Source organism: Microbispora sp. H11081, assembly GCF_012999535.1.
Classification (GTDB): Bacteria; Actinomycetota; Actinomycetes; order Streptosporangiales; family Streptosporangiaceae; genus Microbispora.
This window is the reverse complement of sequence record NZ_JABBWV010000020.1, coordinates 84,839-101,334: the sequence shown is the minus strand read 5'-3', so window position 1 is coordinate 101,334 and position 16,496 is coordinate 84,839. Positions and strand designations below refer to the sequence as shown.

Sequence of the window (16,496 nt, the reverse complement as noted above, 5' to 3'; positions counted from 1 at the left end):
CCCGCGACGCATGTCAGGGCGGGGACCAGCTATGAACACGAGCTGGGAGCTACACCACCGACATCACGCCGGTCCTCCAATCTGCGAGCTCACTCGCCGCAAGCGACTTCGTGTCGCAACGTCTGCCGTCGACCCGCCCGAAGGGGAAGCGGGCCAAGACCTGCTCGGCTTGTTCCGGGTCGATGGCGGGCGGGGTGATCAGGCTTCCCTACGACCGGCAACGCTGAGCAGGTCCCTGGCGATCACCCTGGAGCAGCAGCGCCCCCGCCGGGGGCTGGGTTTGAATTGATCCCTCTATAGCGAAACTCTAGGTTCGGAGCCGTGACAGATGATCTGGTCAGATCGGCGAGATCGCCTACGAGGTTCCCGTTACGAGTGACATTCGTCGGGTGGTCTCTGATCGCCGCGGTGCTGTCGTGGGTCGCCGCGTTCTTCGCTTGGCTCCTGGTCAGCTTCTCCCTGGAGATGGACGAGTGCGGTCTTGATCCACTCACGGAGCACGAGACGGAGAAGTGCGCTCCCGTCAGCCAATGGGCAAGCGTCACAGCATTTGCCTGGGTCGTCAGTCCACTCGTCTGGCTGCTGGCCGGACTCTCTCTGTGGCTGGCGCCCAAGCGCCTCATCCGCACCCGACGGCTCGCGGCATGGGCCATGCCCGCACTGCCGGTCTTCGTCATCGCGGCCCAGGTGCTTGTGTCTGTGCTGTACGGACCGCTCCCTGCTTGAGCGATCGAACAACCGTCGCTCGGATGAGCCTGGCTGGTGACAAGCTGCGGATGTTGCTGCATTTCGCAGCTGTACGGAGATCACAAAGGCCCCTCGCGATGATCGCAAGGGGCCTTGAGCTGCGAGCCGCCTTGGGGAATCGAACCCCAGACCTTCTGTTTACAAGACAGATGCTCTGCCGATTGAGCTAAGGCGGCCTGTTACCCAGACGAGTTTAGTGGGCCGACGGCCTCACCGTCACGGTGAAATCACCGGCGGCGGTGGCGAGCGACCTCGTAGAGGGCGATCCCCGCGGCCACACCGGCGTTCAGCGACTCGGCGGCGGCGTTCATGGGGATCCGGGCGATCTGGTCGCACGACTCCCTGACGAGGCGGGACAGGCCCTTGCCCTCCGAGCCGATGACCACGACGAGCGGCTCGGTCGCGAGTTCGACGTCCGCGATGTCCACCTTGGCGGTGCCGTCGAGGCCGACCACGAACAGGCCCTCCTCCCGGTACGCCTGGAGCGTCTGGGTGAGGTTCGACGCGCGGGCGACGGGCAGGGTCGCGAGGGTGCCGGCCGAGGTCTTCCAAGCGCCGGCGGTGACGCCCGCCGAACGACGGGACGGGACGAGCAGCCCGTGCGCGCCGAAAGCGGTCGCCGAGCGAGCGATGGCGCCGAGGTTGCGCGGGTCGGTCACGCCGTCCAGGGCGACGATCAGCGGCACCTCGGCGGCGTCCCTGGCCCGCTCGACGAGCTGCTCCGGGTGGGCGTAGTCGTACGCCGGGACCTGAAGTCCGATGCCCTGGTGAACCGTGCTCTCGGTGAGCCGGTCGAGCTTGTCCCGCGTGACTTCGAGCAGCGCGATGCCACGGTTGGCCGCGATCTTGATGGCCTCGCGGACGCGGTCGTCGTTGTCGACCCGCTGCGCCACGTACAGGGCGTTGGCGGGGACGCCGGCACGCAGTGCCTCGACCACGGGATTGCGGCCGCCGATAACCTCGGGGCCGTCCTCCCTGCGCGTACGGCTCGGCGTGCGCGAGGACGAGGCGCCGCCCCGCGACTCCCGCTCGATCCGCTCGGCGCGGGCCTTGTCCTTGTACCAGTGCCGCATCTCCGCCGGCGGCGTCGCTCCCCTGCCTTCGAGGGAGCGGCGAACCTTGCCGCCCGAGCCCCTCGTGGACCCCTGCTTCTTCGACGGCTTCCCTGAAGCCCTACCCGCCATGGTCTCTAGCGTAGGGCCACGCCTACTGTGCCAGCTCCCATCGTGGGCCCTGCGGGGTGTCCTCAACCACGATTCCGGCCGCGGCGAGCTGGTCGCGGATCGCGTCCGCAGCCGCGTAGTCCTTGCGGGCTCGCGCGGCCTGCCGCTGCTCCAGCGCCACGGCCACGAGCGCGTCCACGACCTCACGCAGCCCGGAGTCACCGGTCGAGCGCCACTGCTCCGACCTGGGGTCGAGGCCGAGCACGTCGAGCATGTTCTGGGTCTCGGCGAGCAGCCGGGCGACCTGCTCCTTGTTGCCCTGGGCCAGTGCGACGTTGCCCTCGCGGACCACCTCGTGGATCACGGCGAGCGCCTGCGAGACGTTCAGGTCGTCGTCCATGGCGTCGACGAACGCCTGCGGCAGCGGCGCGGCGGCGTCCACGTCGTGGATCACCTCGGCCGCCCGCGTGACGAACCCCTCGATCCGGCGGTATCCGGCCGCCGCCTCCTGGAGCGCCTCGTCGGAGTAGTCGATCGCCGAACGGTAGTGCGCCGCGACCAGGTAGTAGCGCAGCTCGACCGCCCGCACCTTGCGGAGCATGTCGGGGATCAGCAGCGAGTTGCCGAGCGACTTGCTCATCTTCTCGCCGCCGAGCTTGAGCATGCCGTTGTGCAGCCAGTAACGCGCGAAGCCGTCGCCCGCCGCCTGCGACTGGGCGATCTCGTTCTCGTGGTGCGGGAAGATCAGGTCGACGCCGCCGCCGTGGATGTCGAAGGTGCCGCCGAGATACTTGGTCGCCATGGCCGAGCACTCCAGGTGCCAGCCGGGACGGCCCCTGCCCCACGGGGTCGGCCACGTGGGCTCACCGGGCTTGGCGCCCTTCCACAGCGCGAAGTCGCGCGGGTCGCGCTTGAGCGAGTCGGTGTCGGTGTCACCGGCCGCCCACATGTTCTCCAGCTTCTGGTTGGAGAGCTTGCCGTAACGGTCGGCGTAGGAGACCACGTCGAAGTAGACGTCGCCGCCGGCGGGGTACGCGTGCCCCTTGTCGATCAGCCGCCGCATCAGCTCGATCATCTCGGGCACGTGGCCCATGGCGCGGGGCTCGACGGTCGGCGGCAGGCAGCCGAGCTGGTCGTACGCCCAGGTGAAGGCGCGCTGGTTGCGCTCGGAGACGACGAACCACGGAACGCCTTCGGCGGCGGCGACCCTGATGATCTTGTCGTCGAGGTCCGTGACGTTGCGGCAGAAGGTCACGTCGTAACCCTCCCGCGTCAGCCACCGGCGGAGAACGTCGAAGTTGACTCCGGACCTGATGTGGCCGATGTGCGGCGGAGCCTGAACGGTCGCACCACACAGATACATCGAGACCCGGCCGGGCTCGACCGGTACGAATTCACGGACCGTACGCGTGCTGGTGTCGTAGAGGTGCAGGCTCACGAAGGCAAGGCTAACGCCTGACGGCGTGGCACAGGGCTACTTGGGCGTCTGTGAACGGCATGGTGTGACCGATCATGGAAACTTCTGGCACATAAGTCCCGATATAACCGGAGACAAAATCCGTCACGATCCCGTACGGCCGTCCGAGCGCCCGTCTCACAATACGCGCGGGGCCTGCCGGACACAGACCGTCACGGAGATCACGGAGACCACGCCGCGAGCGAGCGAAGGCGGCCTGCGGAAGACAGGGCGGCAGTGCCCCCGGACGTAGGCCGTGAGCGCCGCGTCACTCCCGCGACCTGCCGTGGTCCTGTTCCGCGCATACCGCGCAGACCGGGCGAACCGGCCCGGAGAATCCCGACAGAGCACCCGATTCCGACACGAAACGGGAGATCACGCAGGTGCGATCAATCGTCACTCCCATTCTGTAGGCTCGAAAGGCCATGGACGTGACTCCCCCCGGCGCGGCAGGCACGGCCTCCCGCCCGTCCCGAACCACCCCCTCCCGGATCCCGCTGGTGCTGCGCCGCCTCGCCATCGGCCTCGCGGGGGCCGCCCTCGCGGTGCTCGCCGGCGCCGCCTGCGCGCTGTCCTTCGACGACCTGCGCACTCTGGCGCTCTCCGGGCGGGCCGAACCCCGGCTCGCCTACCTTTACCCCGCGACGTTCGACGTCCTGCTGGTCGTCGCCCTGGTCAGCGTGCCGGTGCTCCGCGCCGCGCGGTTCCTCGTCCGGTTACAGGCGGGCTTCGTCCTGGTCCTGCTGCTGGTGTCGGCCGCCGCCGCGAACGCCGCCACCGCCGTCGGCGTCTCCTTCGATCCTGACGCCGCCGCTCTCGTCGTCGCGTTGCTGCCCTGGGTGATGCTCTCCGCCGGACTGTGGCTGCTGCTGCTCCTGCTCAAGCACGTGCGCACCAACCGGGCCGACCTGGACGGCGACTCCGACGATGATCTCGTGCCCTTCGTGGGCGAGCGGGAGCCCAGGGCCGCCGCCACCGCGCCCTATCCGGTCCCGGCGAACGAGCGGCCGGCGATCGCGCACGCCGTCACCGAGGAGCACGGCGCGCCGCCTCTGCAGCCGGTCCCCGAGGCCGTCGCGCCCCCCGGCTATGCCCCGCCGGTGCCGGTCAGCCCGGTCTCCGAGACCGTCGCGCCGCCCGAGTACGCCCCGCCGTTGCCCATCACCCCGCCGCACGCCGACGACGAGGCCCTTCGTCCCGCGACTCCGGACACCGTCGAAGAGGACGTACGGCTGCCGCAGAGGGCGGATACCGCCGCCACGGTCGAACCGGAGACGGACCAGGCACCGGACAGGGCACAAGCCGAAGCAACGGACCAGGCGACGCCGGACGAGGCCGAGTCCCTGCCGGTCGTCCCTCCGACCGCCGCGCCCGGCACGCCGCCCGTGACCGAGCCGGCACCTGAGCCCATGACAGACGCGACCGTGACGGATCATGCGGTCGCCGACGAGACGGCGCCGGGCGGGCGTGCTAGCGACGCGGAGCCCGCCGACACGACTCCCGGCTCAACCCCCGACAGGGCCACCGGCGCGGCGACCGAGCCGACCACCGAGCCGACCACCGAGCCGAGCACCGAGCCGACCGCTGAGCCGACTCCGGAGGCGGCCGCCGCTCCCGCGCCTGACGCCGACCCGGAGGACCGCCCGGCGCGGCAGCCCCGCAGGAACCGCCCGGTGCGCTGGGGCGACCTCGTACGGCCGCACACCGGCGACGTCCTCGTGCACCCCCGGCCGAAGCCGGAGGAGCCCGCCGGCGCCGAGCCCGCAGAGGACGAGTCGGGCGTCGACACCCAGCCGCTCCGCCAGATCAAGGACGTGCCGGATCCGGCCCACACTCGGGACAACGCCGATCCCGACGAGGTGAGCGGGACCGCGCAGGCGGCCGACGACGAGAGCGTTCCGCTCGCACCTCCATCCGGCCGGCTGCGCAGCACGCCACGCCCACCCGACTGACCACGAGCCGGAAAGCGTGCGGGCCCGCCCGGCTGGGGAGCCGGGCGGGCCCGCACGCGTTGATGGGGTGAGCTCTTACACCCGCGTACCTCGCTTGAGGCCGGCGACGATGCCGACACCGACGACGGCCAGTACGACCTGCATGACGAGTTCGATCCAGTCGATGCCATCCGTCGTGGCAACACCCATGACCTGGGCGATGGCGGTACCGATGAGCGCCGCGACGATGCCGACGACGATCGTCAGGATCCAGCCGATCGGCTGGCGGCCCGGCAGAAGCAGCCGGCCCAGAGCGCCGATGACCGCACCGATGACGATGGCGCCGAGAATGGACTCGATTGTCATATCGACCTCCCGTTGAGGGTGACCCTTTCATCCTCGAACAGTGGAGTACCCCATGCGACGGGAATATGCGCGCCATGAAAGAAAAAAGAGGACGGCGGCTCGATTCCGCGCCTGGTTCGAGCCGCCGCCCACGTGTTAGTGAGACGCGCCTGGTCTCAATCAGGTTGGCACGTCCGATTGGAACGGAACATTCACGCCTGGAGGATCAAAGCGGTCGCGATGGCCGCCACGCCCTCGCCTCGCCCGGTGAGCCCGAGGCCGTCGGTCGTGGTCGCGCTGACGCTCACCGGCGCCCCTGCCGCGGCCCCGAGCGCCTTCTCCGCCTCCGTACGGCGAGGCGCGACCTTGGGACGGTTCCCGATGATCTGGACCGCCACGTTGCTTATCTCGAATCCGGCCGCCCGCACCTGGCGGGCCGCCTCCTCCAGGAGGGTCACGCCCGCGGCGCCCGCCCAGCGCGGGTCGGATGTGCCGAAGAGCGCGCCCACGTCTCCGAGCCCGGCTGCCGACAGCAGCGCGTCACAGCAGGCGTGTGCCGCCGCGTCGCCGTCGGAATGGCCGGCCAGCCCGGTCTCGCCCGGCCAGAACAGCCCGGCGAGGTGGAGTTCCCTGCCTGACGCGAAAGGGTGGACATCGACTCCGATGCCCACCCTCGGTGATGTGATGTTCAGGAGTTCAGCACCTCGTCGAGCAGGGCCTCCGCCTTGTCCTCGTTGGTCTTCTCCGCGAGGGCGAGTTCGCTGACGAGGATCTGGCGCGCCTTGGCGAGCATCCGCTTCTCACCGGCGGACAGGCCGCGCTCCTTGTCGCGCCGCCAAAGGTCGCGCACCACCTCGGCCACCTTGTTGACGTCCCCCGACGCCAGCTTCTCAAGGTTGGCCTTGTAGCGGCGGGACCAGTTCGTGGGCTCCTCCGTGTGCGGCATGCGCAGCACGTCGAACACCCGCTCGAGTCCTTCCTGGCCGACAACGTCGCGCACACCGACGAGTTCGGCATTTTCCGCTGGCACCTGTACGGTCAGGTCGCCCTTGTCGACCTTCAGCACCAGGTAGGTCTTTTCCTCACCCTTGATGGTTCGGGTCGTGATGGCCTCGATACGAGCAGCCCCATGGTGGGGGTAGACGACAGTGTCGCCGACCTGGAAAGTCATGTGACGAGTACCCCTTCCGCTGTACTCCAGGGTACCACGCGGTTACCGCCTCCCGGAACAGTGAAAGAAACATAACTGCAGGTCAAAGCCTCGTTTTGGGACTTGACAAGCTATCCACTCTGTGAATCGCCCTATCGGACATACCGGGTGACCTGCGGTCCTGCGACGCGTGGACCGGGAGCCGACGCCGGACCGGTGACCGGCGCGGATAAGGTGATTGCTGCCCATACACGTGTGTACCAAGGAGACCTCGAACCGTGACCAGCAGCCGTCGCAGGGCGATCGCCATTGCCGGGCTCCTCGCCGCCGCCATCCCTGCACTGGCCGCGTGTGGCGCCGGTTTCGACGCCAACACCGCCGCGCCGTACGCCCCGAACGAGGCGGGTGTCCTCTACGACAGCGACGGCCCAGGCAAGGCCTACGGCAAGAACGGCGTGATGATCCCCCAGGCGTTCATCCTTGGGCCGGACTCCGGCGAGCAGCTCGCCGCCGGGGCGTCGGCGCCGCTCCACCTGACTCTCGTGAACAGCACGGAGACCGCCGACCAGCTCACCAGCATCGTCCCCGAGGAGCAGAAGGCCACCTCGGTCACGGTGCAGAGCCCCATCGACCTCCAGCCGGGCACGCTCGCCAAGACCCCCGGGGTCACTGTCGACGGCCTGAAGACGGCGCTGCGCGGCGGGGAGAGCATCAAGCTCACGCTCCACTTCAAGAACGCCGGCGACGTCGCTCTCAACGTGCCCGTCATCGCCCGCAGCCGCGAGTTCGCGACGCTGCCGCCCGCGCCGACGGCGGCGCCGTCGGCCGCGCCCACGAGCACGCCCGCCGCCACGGACACCCCGGCGGCGACGGACGCCGCGAACCCGGAGAGCACCGCGGCGCCGTCCGAGGGCGCGACCGCCACGGGCACCGAGTAACGGTCCGCAAGACGCCAGGAGCCCCCGTCCACGCCGGACGGGGGCTCCTGTGCCACGCGGAGGGTCCGTACGGACTCAGCGGTCCGTACGGACTCAGTCGTCGGAGGGGTCGAACTTGTAGCCCAGGCCGCGCACGGTGAGGATGCAGCGCGGGTTGGACGGGTCGGCCTCGACCTTCGCCCGCAACCGCTTGACGTGCACGTCCAGCGTCTTGGTGTCGCCCACGTAGTCGGCGCCCCAGACCCGGTCGATGAGCTGGCCGCGGGTGAGCACCCGCCCGGCGTTGCGCAGCAGCACCTCGAGCAGCTCGAACTCCTTCAGCGGGAGCTGCACCTGGCGGCCGCGCACGGCCACGATGTGCCGGTCGACGTCCATGCGCACCGGTCCCCCGGCCAGGACCGCCGACTCCACCTCTTCTACGTCGCCCTGCCTGCGCAGCACCGCGCGGATGCGCGCGACGAGCTCGCGGGACGAGAACGGCTTGGTCACGTAGTCGTCCGCGCCCAGCTCAAGGCCGACGACCTTGTCGATCTCGCTGTCCTTCGCGGTCAGCATGATCACGGGCACCTTGGAACGCTGCCGCAGCGAGCGGCACACCTCTGTTCCCGGCAGGCCCGGGAGCATCAGGTCGAGCAGGACCAGGTCGGCGCCGTTGCGGTCGAACGCGTCGAGAGCCTCGGGGCCGGTGGACGCCACCGCGACCTCGTACCCCTCTTTTCTGAGCATGTAGGACAAGGCGTCCGAGAACGACTCCTCGTCCTCGACGACGAGCACCCGAGTCACTTAGCGGCCTCCTGGGGGATGGTCGTGCTTGGTACCGGGACCGCCTGACCGCCGAACGCGGGAAGGCGAAGAGTGAAGGTCGAGCCGGAGCCTTCCTTGCTCCACACGGCGACCTCGCCGCCGTGCGCCACCGCGACGTGCTTGACGATCGCGAGGCCGAGTCCGGTGCCGCCGGTCGCCCGCGACCGGGCCGCGTCGACGCGGAAGAACCGCTCGAAGATGCGCTCCTGCGCGCTCTCCGGAATGCCGATGCCCTGGTCGCTCACGCTCACCTCGACGGTGTTCCCGGCCGGTCTGGCGCTGATCACGACGCGGGTGTGCTCGGGGCTGTAGGCGACGGCGTTGTCGATGAGGTTGCGCAGCGCGGTGACGAGCAGGTCCTCGTCGCCCCAGACCTTGAGGCCCTCGGTGCCGCCCGCGACGAGCGTGATGTCCTTAGCCGAGGCCTTCGTGTTGCACCGGTCGATGGCCTCGTGGACCGTCTCGTCGACCGGCACCTGCGCGGGCGCCGGCACGGGCTCGCCGCCCTGGATGCGCGACAGCGTGATCAGGTCCTGCACCAGGTGGGTCAGGCGGGCCGCCTCGTGCTGCATGCGGCCGGCGAACCGCTTCACGGCCTCGGGGTCGTCGGCCGCGTCCTGTATGGTCTCCGCGAGCAGGCTGAGCGCGCCGACCGGCGTCTTGAGCTCGTGGCTGACGTTCGCGACGAAGTCCCTGCGCACCGCCTCGACGCGCTGCCGTTCCGTCTGGTCCTCCGCCAGCACGAGCACCTGCCCGTGGGAGCCCAGCGGAGCCACCCGCACCGCGAACGACGTGGACTCCTGCCCGAACTTGCGCCCGGCGGTCTCTATCTCGCTCTCGCGGATCTCGCCGTCCCTGCGGACCTTCCTGGCCAGCGCGAGCAACTCGGCGGCCATCAGGGACTCGCCGCGTACGAGGCCGAAGGCGCGCGCGGCGGAACTGGCGCGCAACACCCGGTCCTCGCGGTCGAGTACGACCGCTGAGGAGGGCAGCACGGCGAGCACCGACGCCACCCCGGGAGGCAGGCCGTCGTCCACCGATTCCGACGCGCGGGGCCTGTCCGCCTGCCGCCGGATCGCGAGCATGACGAAGGAGCCGGCGACGAATCCGCCCATCGCCGCCAAGCTCGCCAGCAACTCGTTCACATTCAGCAGCCTAGGCGGCGTTTTGGGTTGTTCCACCTGCCCGACCTGGCCTAACTCTCTGTTTCCGGAAAAGTTCATCCGGCGGTTGGAATTCGTTCATCGGCCCGCGCGTAGCGTTGCGGCCATGCGCGACGCCTATCACGAAGAGCTTGCGGCCCTGACCGACCGCCTGGTGGAGATGACCCGCCTGGTGCGGTCGGCCATGTCGAGGGGAACGACCGCCCTGCTCGACGCCGACCTGCAGCTGGCGGAGAGCGTCATCTCTCAGGACAACGAGGTCGACCGGCTGCACCAGGAGCTCGAAGCCTCGATCTTCGAGCTGATGGCCACGCAGCAGCCGGTGGCGGTCGACCTGCGTACCGTCATCACCGCCCTGCGGATGGCCGCCGACCTGGAGCGTATGGGCGACCACGCCGAGCACATCGCCAAGCTCGCCCGCATGCGCCACCCCGAGTCCGCCATCCCGGCCGAGCTGCGCGACACGTTCGTCGAGATGGGCGCCATCGCCGAGAACCTGATCACCAAGGCGGGCAGCTGCATCGCGTCCCGCGACATCGAAGTCGCCAAGGAGCTGGAGGAGGACGACGACGCGATGGACCGCCGTCACCGCCGCCTCTTCCGCACCCTGCTCTCGAAGGACTGGGAGCACGGCATCGAGGCCGCGATCGACATCACGCTGGCCGGCCGCTATTACGAGCGATACGCCGACCACGCCGTACGTGTGGCCCGCGACGTCGTGTACCTCGTCACGGGCACGCGCGACGCGGACGCCCTCGCCGGCTGACACGGCGGCGTACGGGGACGCGATAGCCCCGGTCCTCGGGGGGCCGGGGCTTTCGCGTGCCCCTCGAATCGCCGGAATGCGCATCGTTTGTCGCACGTGGCGGATACTCTTCGCTCCCGTGCCGAGACGATCATGGATGCTTTGGGTGGCGGCGACGCTGACCTCAGTCGCTCCTTCCCTCTTCCTCTGGGTCATACGGACCCTTACCGGCGACGACGGCATCCGGAGCTACGTGTCGATGTCCATGGGCTCCTGCCTCGGGTGGGACATCCACAACCAGGTCTCCCCCTGGATGTATCCCATCAAGGCCGTTCCCCTCTTCTCGTACGGTGGGGCGCCGCTCATCGTCCTGGGCCTCGCGGGCTGGTGTCTGAGCCTGCGGATGGGGCGGGCCGGGCTCGGCAGGATCATCGGCCGTTGCGTCGCCGTCGTGCTGCTCGCCATCAACCTCCCCGACTTCCTGCTTCCCACGCTGGACGCGGCGCTCGGCCCCGCGTGCACGCAGATCTGGGGGCCGCCCGAGCTGCTGTCCCAGCGGTTCGCGTGGGGGCTCTACGACTGCGTTCCGCCGATCCTCGTCCTGTTCGCCGTACGCGCTCCCCGGCGCGTACGTACGGCGCGGCCCGCTCGCCCGTACGACCGCCGCCGTTCTGGCGGTGACCGCGGTCGTCCTGCTCCCTGCGGAGTCGGCCTCGCCCGGCAGGGTGAGCACCAAGCGGGAACTCGACTGTGCCGGATTCGGCGACGGCACGGTCAAGGGGCTGAGCGAGACGGACAAGCGCTTTCTCTGCGCGGTCCGCGGCTACGACCCTCCGTACGACTCCGGTGTGGCCGGGTGGGACGAGGTCTCCGACCAGGACATCATGGCCCAGGGGCACCACCTGTGCGCGCTGGCGACCCGGCACGGAGGCGACATCGGCGCCCGGGCCGTCCAAAAGGCGCCCCAGGCGTCCCTGGCGTATGCGCTCGCGCCCCTGTGCCCGGCAGTAGCCCGCGCGCAGCAGGCGGAGGCCGACCGGCGGCAGGCGGAATCGGACGCGTACGTCGCCAAGAAGGAGCGGGCCTGCGCGGCGCACCCGCGGCACCGGCCGAAGATCGGGCCCGTACGGCAGCGCCGGGCCACCTTGTGGACGGACTTCTGGACCATCGACGGCTGGGAGGACGGCTACGAGGGCGATCCCCCGGACCTGGTGGAAGACCTGGTGGGAAGCGGCCGGGGCGCGCTGGCGATCTGGGCCGCCGACGAGGGTGGCCATGCTTGTGTGACGGTCGAGTCCTACACCCGGCGTCCGCCGCTGGAGACCGGAGGCTGGGAGGAAGTGGTCGAGGTCGGCTACGAGAGCCCGACCGGGTCCCTGGAGATGCAGGGCATCGATGGACCGGTCACCGTACGCGGCCCGGGTTCCTACCGGGTCAGGGTCCACCTGCGCGGCCGCAAGCTCGTCTACCAGGTCGCCTATCCCCCGGACGGCGCTGTGGAACTCCTGGTCCAGGTGTTCCCCGGTAAGGCGAAGAAACCTGTCGTCTACAGATGACCGAAGGCCGCGCCCCGACAGCGGGACGCGGCCTTCGTGACAGAGGTGAGGGTTACTTCTTGCCCTGGTTGGCGACGGCCTCGATGGCGGCCTTGGCGGCCTCCGGGTCGAGGTACTCGCCCTTGCCCACGGGGCGGAAGTCGGCGTCCAGCTCGTAGCGCAGCGGGATGCCGGTGGGGATGTTCAGGCCCGCGATGTCCTCGTCGCTGATGCCCTCCAGGTGCTTGACCAGCGCGCGCAGCGAGTTGCCGTGCGCCACCACCAGCACCGTGCGGTCCGCGGCCAGGTCGGGGACGATCTCGTCGTACCAGTACGGCAGCATCCGCACGACGACGTCCTTGAGGCACTCGGTGCGCGGCAGCAGCTCCGAGGGCAGGAGGGCGTAGCGGCCGTCGCCGGCCTGGGAGTACTCGTCGTCGTCGGCGATCGGCGGCGGCGGCACGTCATAGGACCGGCGCCACAGCATGAACTGCTCGTCGCCGAACTCGGCGCGGGTCTGCGCCTTGTCCTTGCCCTGGAGCGCGCCGTAGTGGCGCTCGTTCAGCCGCCAGGAGCGCTTGACCGGGAGCCACAGCAGGTCGGCCGCCTCGAGCGCGATGTTGGCGGTCCTGATGGCCCGGGTGAGCACCGAGGTGTGCACCACGTCGGGCCGGATGCCGGCCTCCAGGAGCAGCTGACCGCCGCGCCGCGCCTCCTCCTCGCCGGTCGGCGAGAGTGTGACGTCCACCCAGCCGGTGAACAGGCCTTTGACATTCCATTCGCTCTCGCCGTGCCGCAGCAGCACCAAAGTCGCCATGCTGCCAATCCTATCGGCGTGCGGCAGACGTCCCGTTGGTCAGGACTCGACCACCCGCGCGAACGCCTGGAGGTTGGCCAGCGACTCGCCGCGCTTGACCCGCCACTCCCACTCGCGCCTGATGGACGTCGCGAAGCCCAGTTCGAGGGCGCGGTCGAACGACTCGTCCGAGTAGGTGAGCACGCAGCCGAGGACCCGGTCGATCTCCTCCTCGGTGACGGCGTCCAGGGGCAGCCGGCCCACCAGGTGCACGTCGCCCGTGGCGTCGACGGCGAAGTGGACGCCGTACATCGAGCCGTTCTTGTGCAGCAGCCAGCGGTAGAACTCGGCGTGGTTCTCGTCGGGCTGCCGGCAGAAGAACGCCTCGATGTTGAGCGCCTGGTCGCCGACGACGAGCCAGGTCAGAGTGGCGAGCTTGTGCTGGCCCGGCAGCTTGACCAGGAACGCGCCCGGCTTCGGCCGCTCGTAGGACAGCTCGGCGGACTCCAGCGCCGACGCGATGACGGCTTCCAGATCCGGTCTCATACGCCCCACCCTAAGTCGTGTTTCAAAAGCCATGCCCTGCTGCGCGGGGTCCAGGCGGCGCCTCGCGGCGTTGTCGTCGTCGCCCGTAGCCTCCGAGCTACGAGCTCCTCATCCGCCTTGCGATGCATCCACCTGGATCCCCGCTCGCGACGGACAGCACTTTTTCAACACTCCTACGAGTTCACCGCGATGGGGGTCCGGTGGAGCTGGGCCATGGCGCCGGCGTACACCTCCGCCAGCCGCGCGGCGGTCGCCGACCAGCCGAAGGCCGTGGCGTGCCCCACGGCGCCCGCGGCGAGCTCGGCGAGCCGGTCCGGACGCCCGGCCAGCCGGGCGAGCTCCCGCGCCCAGTCGTGCGGGTCGTGTCCGCTCACCAGAACACCGGACACGCCGTCCTTGACGGCCGTGCGAAGGCCGCCGACCGCCGCGGCGACGACCGGCGTGCCGCACGCCTGCGACTCCAGCGCGACCAGTCCGAACGACTCGTTGTACGACGGCACCACGGTCACGTCCGCGGCGCGATACCAGTCGGCCAGCTCCCGCTGCGGCGCGGGCGGCGCGAGCCGTACGACGTCGGCGATGCCCAGTTCGGCCGCGAGGTCGCTGAGCAGGGAGGGACGCGCGAGGCCGTTGCCGCTGGGCCCGCCCACGCAGGCCACGACGAGCCGCGACCGCAGCGAGGGATCCTCCACGAGCATCCGCGCGGCGGCCCTGAGCAGCACGTCGGGCGCCTTGAGCGGCTGGATGCGGCCCACGAACAGCAGCACATGCGCGTCCTGCGGCAGTCCGAGGCGGTGGCGGGCGGCGCCCTTGGACGCCGGCTGGAAGACGGCGAGGTTCACTCCGGGGTTGACGACCGCGACCCGTTCGCGCGGCGCCCCGTAGAGGCTGATCAGCTCCTCGGCCTCGGCGGCGGTGTTGGCGACCAGGCGGTCGGCGACGTCCACGACCTGCTCCTCGCCGAGCACGCGCATCGCGGGCTCGGGCTTGTCGCCCTCGGCGAGCAGGAGGTTCTTCACCTTGGCCATGGTGTGCATGGTGTGCACGAGCGGGACGCCCCAGCGTTCCTTGGCCAGCCACCCCACCTGACCCGACAGCCAGTAGTGCGAGTGGATCACGTCGTACCTGCCGGGGTCGTACATCGCCTCGGTGCGCAGCACACCGGACAGGAAGCCGCACAGCTGCCCGGGAAGGTCGGCGCGGTCGAGCTCCTCGTACGGCCCCGCCGTGACGTGACGGACGAGCACCCCCGGGCTCAGCTCGGCGACCGGAGGCAGATCGCGGGCGGTGCGCCGGGTGAATATCTCCACCTCGACGCCCATCGCCGCGAGCCGCTTGGCGACCTCGAGGATGTAGACGTTCATGCCGCCAGCGTCCCCGGTACCCGGCTGGTCCAGCGGGGACGTGTGCACGCTGATGGTCGCGACGCGGTTGACCCGACGCCGTAACACCGACACCCGAACCACCTCCGAAAGCGTTATAACCATCGAAATCATCACTGGATTCCCCGACATCGGTGAGTTCTGGGTCCTGAGAGGATGTCGGCTGCCCATCGGAGCGGCGTGGAAGGACGAGAAGCGGTGACGATGACCAATCCCGCGGCGGCCGAGCCCGCGGTCAGGACCGCGGTGGTGACCGGGGCCAGCAGCGGCATCGGCGAGGCGACGGCCCGCAGGCTGGCCGCGGAGGGATACCGGGTCGTGGCGGCGGCGCGGCGACGGGACCGGCTCGACCGGCTGGCGGCCGAGGTGCCCGGTGTGCGCCCGGTGACGCTGGACGTGACCGACCAGGCGTCGGTGGACGCGCTGGCCGCCTCGCTGGAGCGCTGCGACGTCCTGGTGAACAACGCGGGCGGTGCGTTCGGCGGCGAGACGGTGGCCGAAGGCCGGGTGGACGACTGGCAGCGGATGTACGACGTGAACGTGCTCGGCACCCTGCGCGTGACCAGGGCCCTGCTGCCGAAGCTGATCGAGTCGGGAGACGGCGTGCTGGTGATGCTCACGTCGACGGCGGGGTTCGTGTCGTACGAGGGAGGCGGCGGCTACTGCGCGGCCAAGCACGCGCAGACCGCGATGACCGAGACCCTCCGCCTGGAGCTGTGCGGCGACCCGGTGCGGGTCGTGGAGATCGCGCCGGGCATGGTGATGACCGAGGAGTTCTCCGTCACCCGGTTCCGGGGCGACGCCGAGCGCGCCGCCCAGGTCTACGAGGGCGTGCCCGACCCCCTGACCGCGGACGACATCGCCGACGTGATCGCCTTCGCGGTGACCCGCCCGTCCCACGTGAACATCGACAGGCTGGTCATCCGGCCGCGTGCGCAGGCGGCCCAGCACAAGGTGCACCGGGTCGCGCCCGCGACATGAGACCGGTCCGCCCCGTGGGGACGGTCACGCGGGGCACCACCGGGCACAACCGGCTGCGCCGCTGCGACCGCTGGATCGCCGCCGTGTACGGCCCGCTGCTGCGCTCGGCCCGCGCGGGGGCCGCGCCACTCGTGGTGGACCTCGGCTACGGCGCGTCCCACACCACGACGACGGAGCTGTTCACCCGGCTGCGCCGGGTCTGCCCCGCCGTCGAGGTGGTGGGCGTGGAGATCGCCCCCGAGCGGGTCGCCGCGGCGAAGCCGTACGAGCGGGAGGGGCTGACGTTCGTCAGGGGCGGCTTCGAACTGCCGGTGCCCCGCCCGCCGATGATCGTGCGCGCCTTCAACGTGCTGCGGCAGTACGGCGAGGCGGAGGCCTGGGAGCACTGGGACAGGCTGCGGGCCGCTCTGCATCCCATGGGCGTGCTCGTCGAGGGCACCTGCTCGGAGGTCGGCCACCGGGCGACCTGGGTGGCGCTCGGCGCGGGCGGACCGCGCACGCTCACCTTCGCGGCCCGGTTCACCGGCTTCGAACGCCCCTCCGACCTGGCGGAACGCCTGCCCAAGACGCTGATCCACCGCAACGTTGCCGGCGAGCGGATCCACGCGTTCCTGACGGACTGGGACCGCGCCTGGGCGACCTGCGCCTCCTTCGGCGCGTACGGCACGCGGCAGCGCTGGCTGCGGACGGCCGAACTGCTGGCCCAGGACTGGCCGGTGGAGACGGCGCCCCCCACCGGAGGCCGGGGCCGGTGGCGGCTCGGCGAGCTCACCCTGCCCTGGAGCAGCGTCTCCCCCCGCGGTTGACGAACGGA

The 16,496-nt window shown here is 70.4% G+C and carries 17 protein-coding genes and 1 tRNA gene; 7 read left to right on the top strand and 11 right to left on the bottom strand.

The window, feature by feature from the left end:
• The first annotated feature begins 375 nt into the window (after positions 1 to 375).
• Positions 376 to 726 (top strand): hypothetical protein, encoded by a 351-nt coding sequence (locus tag HHX31_RS31755; protein ID WP_169953159.1) that lies wholly within the window; start codon positions 376 to 378, stop codon positions 724 to 726.
• Positions 727 to 850: 124 nt separating this feature from the next.
• On the opposite strand, the gene HHX31_RS31750 is transcribed toward HHX31_RS31755, so the two are convergent.
• The 3 genes from HHX31_RS31750 to cysS all read right to left on the bottom strand — a co-directional run bounded on the left by HHX31_RS31750 (position 851) and on the right by cysS (position 3,348).
• Positions 851 to 923 (bottom strand) — tRNA-Thr (locus HHX31_RS31750).
• A 51-nt stretch (positions 924 to 974) separates the two neighbouring features.
• Complete coding sequence (gene rlmB, locus HHX31_RS31745) at positions 975 to 1,931, bottom strand: 23S rRNA (guanosine(2251)-2'-O)-methyltransferase RlmB (protein WP_169953157.1); 957 nt, start codon at positions 1,929 to 1,931, stop codon at positions 975 to 977.
• A 22-nt stretch (positions 1,932 to 1,953) separates the two neighbouring features.
• Positions 1,954 to 3,348, bottom strand: coding sequence for a cysteine--tRNA ligase (cysS, locus tag HHX31_RS31740; RefSeq protein ID WP_169953155.1), 1,395 nt, complete (start codon positions 3,346 to 3,348; stop codon positions 1,954 to 1,956).
• Positions 3,349 to 3,791: 443 nt separating this feature from the next.
• On the opposite strand from cysS, the gene HHX31_RS31735 reads away from it, so the two are divergent.
• Positions 3,792 to 5,318 (top strand): DUF2637 domain-containing protein, encoded by a 1,527-nt coding sequence (locus tag HHX31_RS31735; protein ID WP_169953153.1) that lies wholly within the window; start codon positions 3,792 to 3,794, stop codon positions 5,316 to 5,318.
• 75 nt (positions 5,319 to 5,393) lie between these two features.
• On the opposite strand, the gene HHX31_RS31730 is transcribed toward HHX31_RS31735, so the two are convergent.
• The 3 genes from HHX31_RS31730 to HHX31_RS31720 form a co-directional block, all read right to left on the bottom strand.
• Entirely contained in the window at positions 5,394 to 5,663 is a 270-nt protein-coding gene (locus HHX31_RS31730; protein ID WP_169953151.1) for a GlsB/YeaQ/YmgE family stress response membrane protein, read from the bottom strand.
• Positions 5,664 to 5,854: 191 nt separating this feature from the next.
• Complete coding sequence (gene ispF, locus HHX31_RS31725; RefSeq protein WP_169953149.1) at positions 5,855 to 6,313, bottom strand: 2-C-methyl-D-erythritol 2,4-cyclodiphosphate synthase; 459 nt, start codon at positions 6,311 to 6,313, stop codon at positions 5,855 to 5,857.
• A 17-nt stretch (positions 6,314 to 6,330) separates the two neighbouring features.
• Positions 6,331 to 6,813 (bottom strand): CarD family transcriptional regulator, encoded by a 483-nt coding sequence (locus tag HHX31_RS31720; protein ID WP_030510364.1) that lies wholly within the window; start codon positions 6,811 to 6,813, stop codon positions 6,331 to 6,333.
• A gap of 257 nt (positions 6,814 to 7,070) precedes the next feature.
• On the opposite strand from HHX31_RS31720, the gene HHX31_RS31715 reads away from it, so the two are divergent.
• Entirely contained in the window at positions 7,071 to 7,730 is a 660-nt protein-coding gene (locus HHX31_RS31715) for a copper chaperone PCu(A)C (protein WP_311932410.1), read from the top strand.
• Positions 7,731 to 7,823: 93 nt separating this feature from the next.
• Here the strand turns inward: HHX31_RS31715 and HHX31_RS31710 are convergent, their stop codons facing one another.
• Positions 7,824 to 8,513 carry a response regulator transcription factor gene (locus HHX31_RS31710; protein WP_169953147.1) on the bottom strand — a complete coding sequence of 230 codons (690 nt, stop codon included), beginning with the start codon at positions 8,511 to 8,513 and terminating at the stop codon, positions 7,824 to 7,826.
• Positions 8,510 to 9,619: a cell wall metabolism sensor histidine kinase WalK gene (locus HHX31_RS31705; protein WP_249347225.1), complete on the bottom strand. Its 1,110-nt coding sequence runs from the start codon at positions 9,617 to 9,619 to the stop codon at positions 8,510 to 8,512. Before HHX31_RS31705 ends, HHX31_RS31710 begins: the two co-directional genes overlap by 4 nt.
• Before the next feature lie 184 nt (positions 9,620 to 9,803).
• Here HHX31_RS31705 and phoU point away from each other — a divergent pair, with 184 nt between their 5' ends.
• Together phoU and HHX31_RS31690 are read left to right on the top strand one after the other, a co-directional pair.
• Positions 9,804 to 10,463: a phosphate signaling complex protein PhoU gene (gene phoU / locus HHX31_RS31700; protein WP_169953146.1), complete on the top strand. Its 660-nt coding sequence runs from the start codon at positions 9,804 to 9,806 to the stop codon at positions 10,461 to 10,463.
• A 656-nt stretch (positions 10,464 to 11,119) separates the two neighbouring features.
• Positions 11,120 to 11,998 (top strand): hypothetical protein, encoded by an 879-nt coding sequence (locus tag HHX31_RS31690; protein ID WP_169953142.1) that lies wholly within the window; start codon positions 11,120 to 11,122, stop codon positions 11,996 to 11,998.
• Positions 11,999 to 12,050: 52 nt separating this feature from the next.
• Here the strand turns inward: HHX31_RS31690 and HHX31_RS31685 are convergent, their stop codons facing one another.
• From HHX31_RS31685 to mshA, 3 genes are all read right to left on the bottom strand, one after another.
• The gene (locus HHX31_RS31685) at positions 12,051 to 12,794 is read right to left on the bottom strand and encodes a phosphoglyceromutase (RefSeq protein WP_169953140.1); all 744 of its coding nucleotides are present in this window, start codon (positions 12,792 to 12,794) and stop codon (positions 12,051 to 12,053) included.
• A gap of 39 nt (positions 12,795 to 12,833) precedes the next feature.
• Positions 12,834 to 13,319 (bottom strand): YbjN domain-containing protein, encoded by a 486-nt coding sequence (locus HHX31_RS31680; protein WP_169953138.1) that lies wholly within the window; start codon positions 13,317 to 13,319, stop codon positions 12,834 to 12,836.
• A 173-nt stretch (positions 13,320 to 13,492) separates the two neighbouring features.
• Positions 13,493 to 14,806, bottom strand: coding sequence for a D-inositol-3-phosphate glycosyltransferase (mshA, locus tag HHX31_RS31675; protein WP_169953136.1), 1,314 nt, complete (start codon positions 14,804 to 14,806; stop codon positions 13,493 to 13,495).
• Positions 14,807 to 14,905: 99 nt separating this feature from the next.
• Between mshA and HHX31_RS31670 the strand changes: the two genes are divergently transcribed.
• Both HHX31_RS31670 and HHX31_RS31665 read left to right on the top strand, forming a co-directional pair.
• On the top strand, positions 14,906 to 15,682 hold the full coding sequence (locus HHX31_RS31670; RefSeq protein ID WP_169953182.1) for an SDR family NAD(P)-dependent oxidoreductase: 777 nt from the start codon (positions 14,906 to 14,908) through the stop codon (positions 15,680 to 15,682).
• On the top strand, positions 15,679 to 16,488 hold the full coding sequence (locus HHX31_RS31665) for a class I SAM-dependent methyltransferase (protein WP_169953134.1): 810 nt from the start codon (positions 15,679 to 15,681) through the stop codon (positions 16,486 to 16,488). The genes HHX31_RS31670 and HHX31_RS31665 overlap by 4 nt, the downstream gene beginning before the upstream one ends.
• Positions 16,489 to 16,496: the final 8 nt, after the last annotated feature.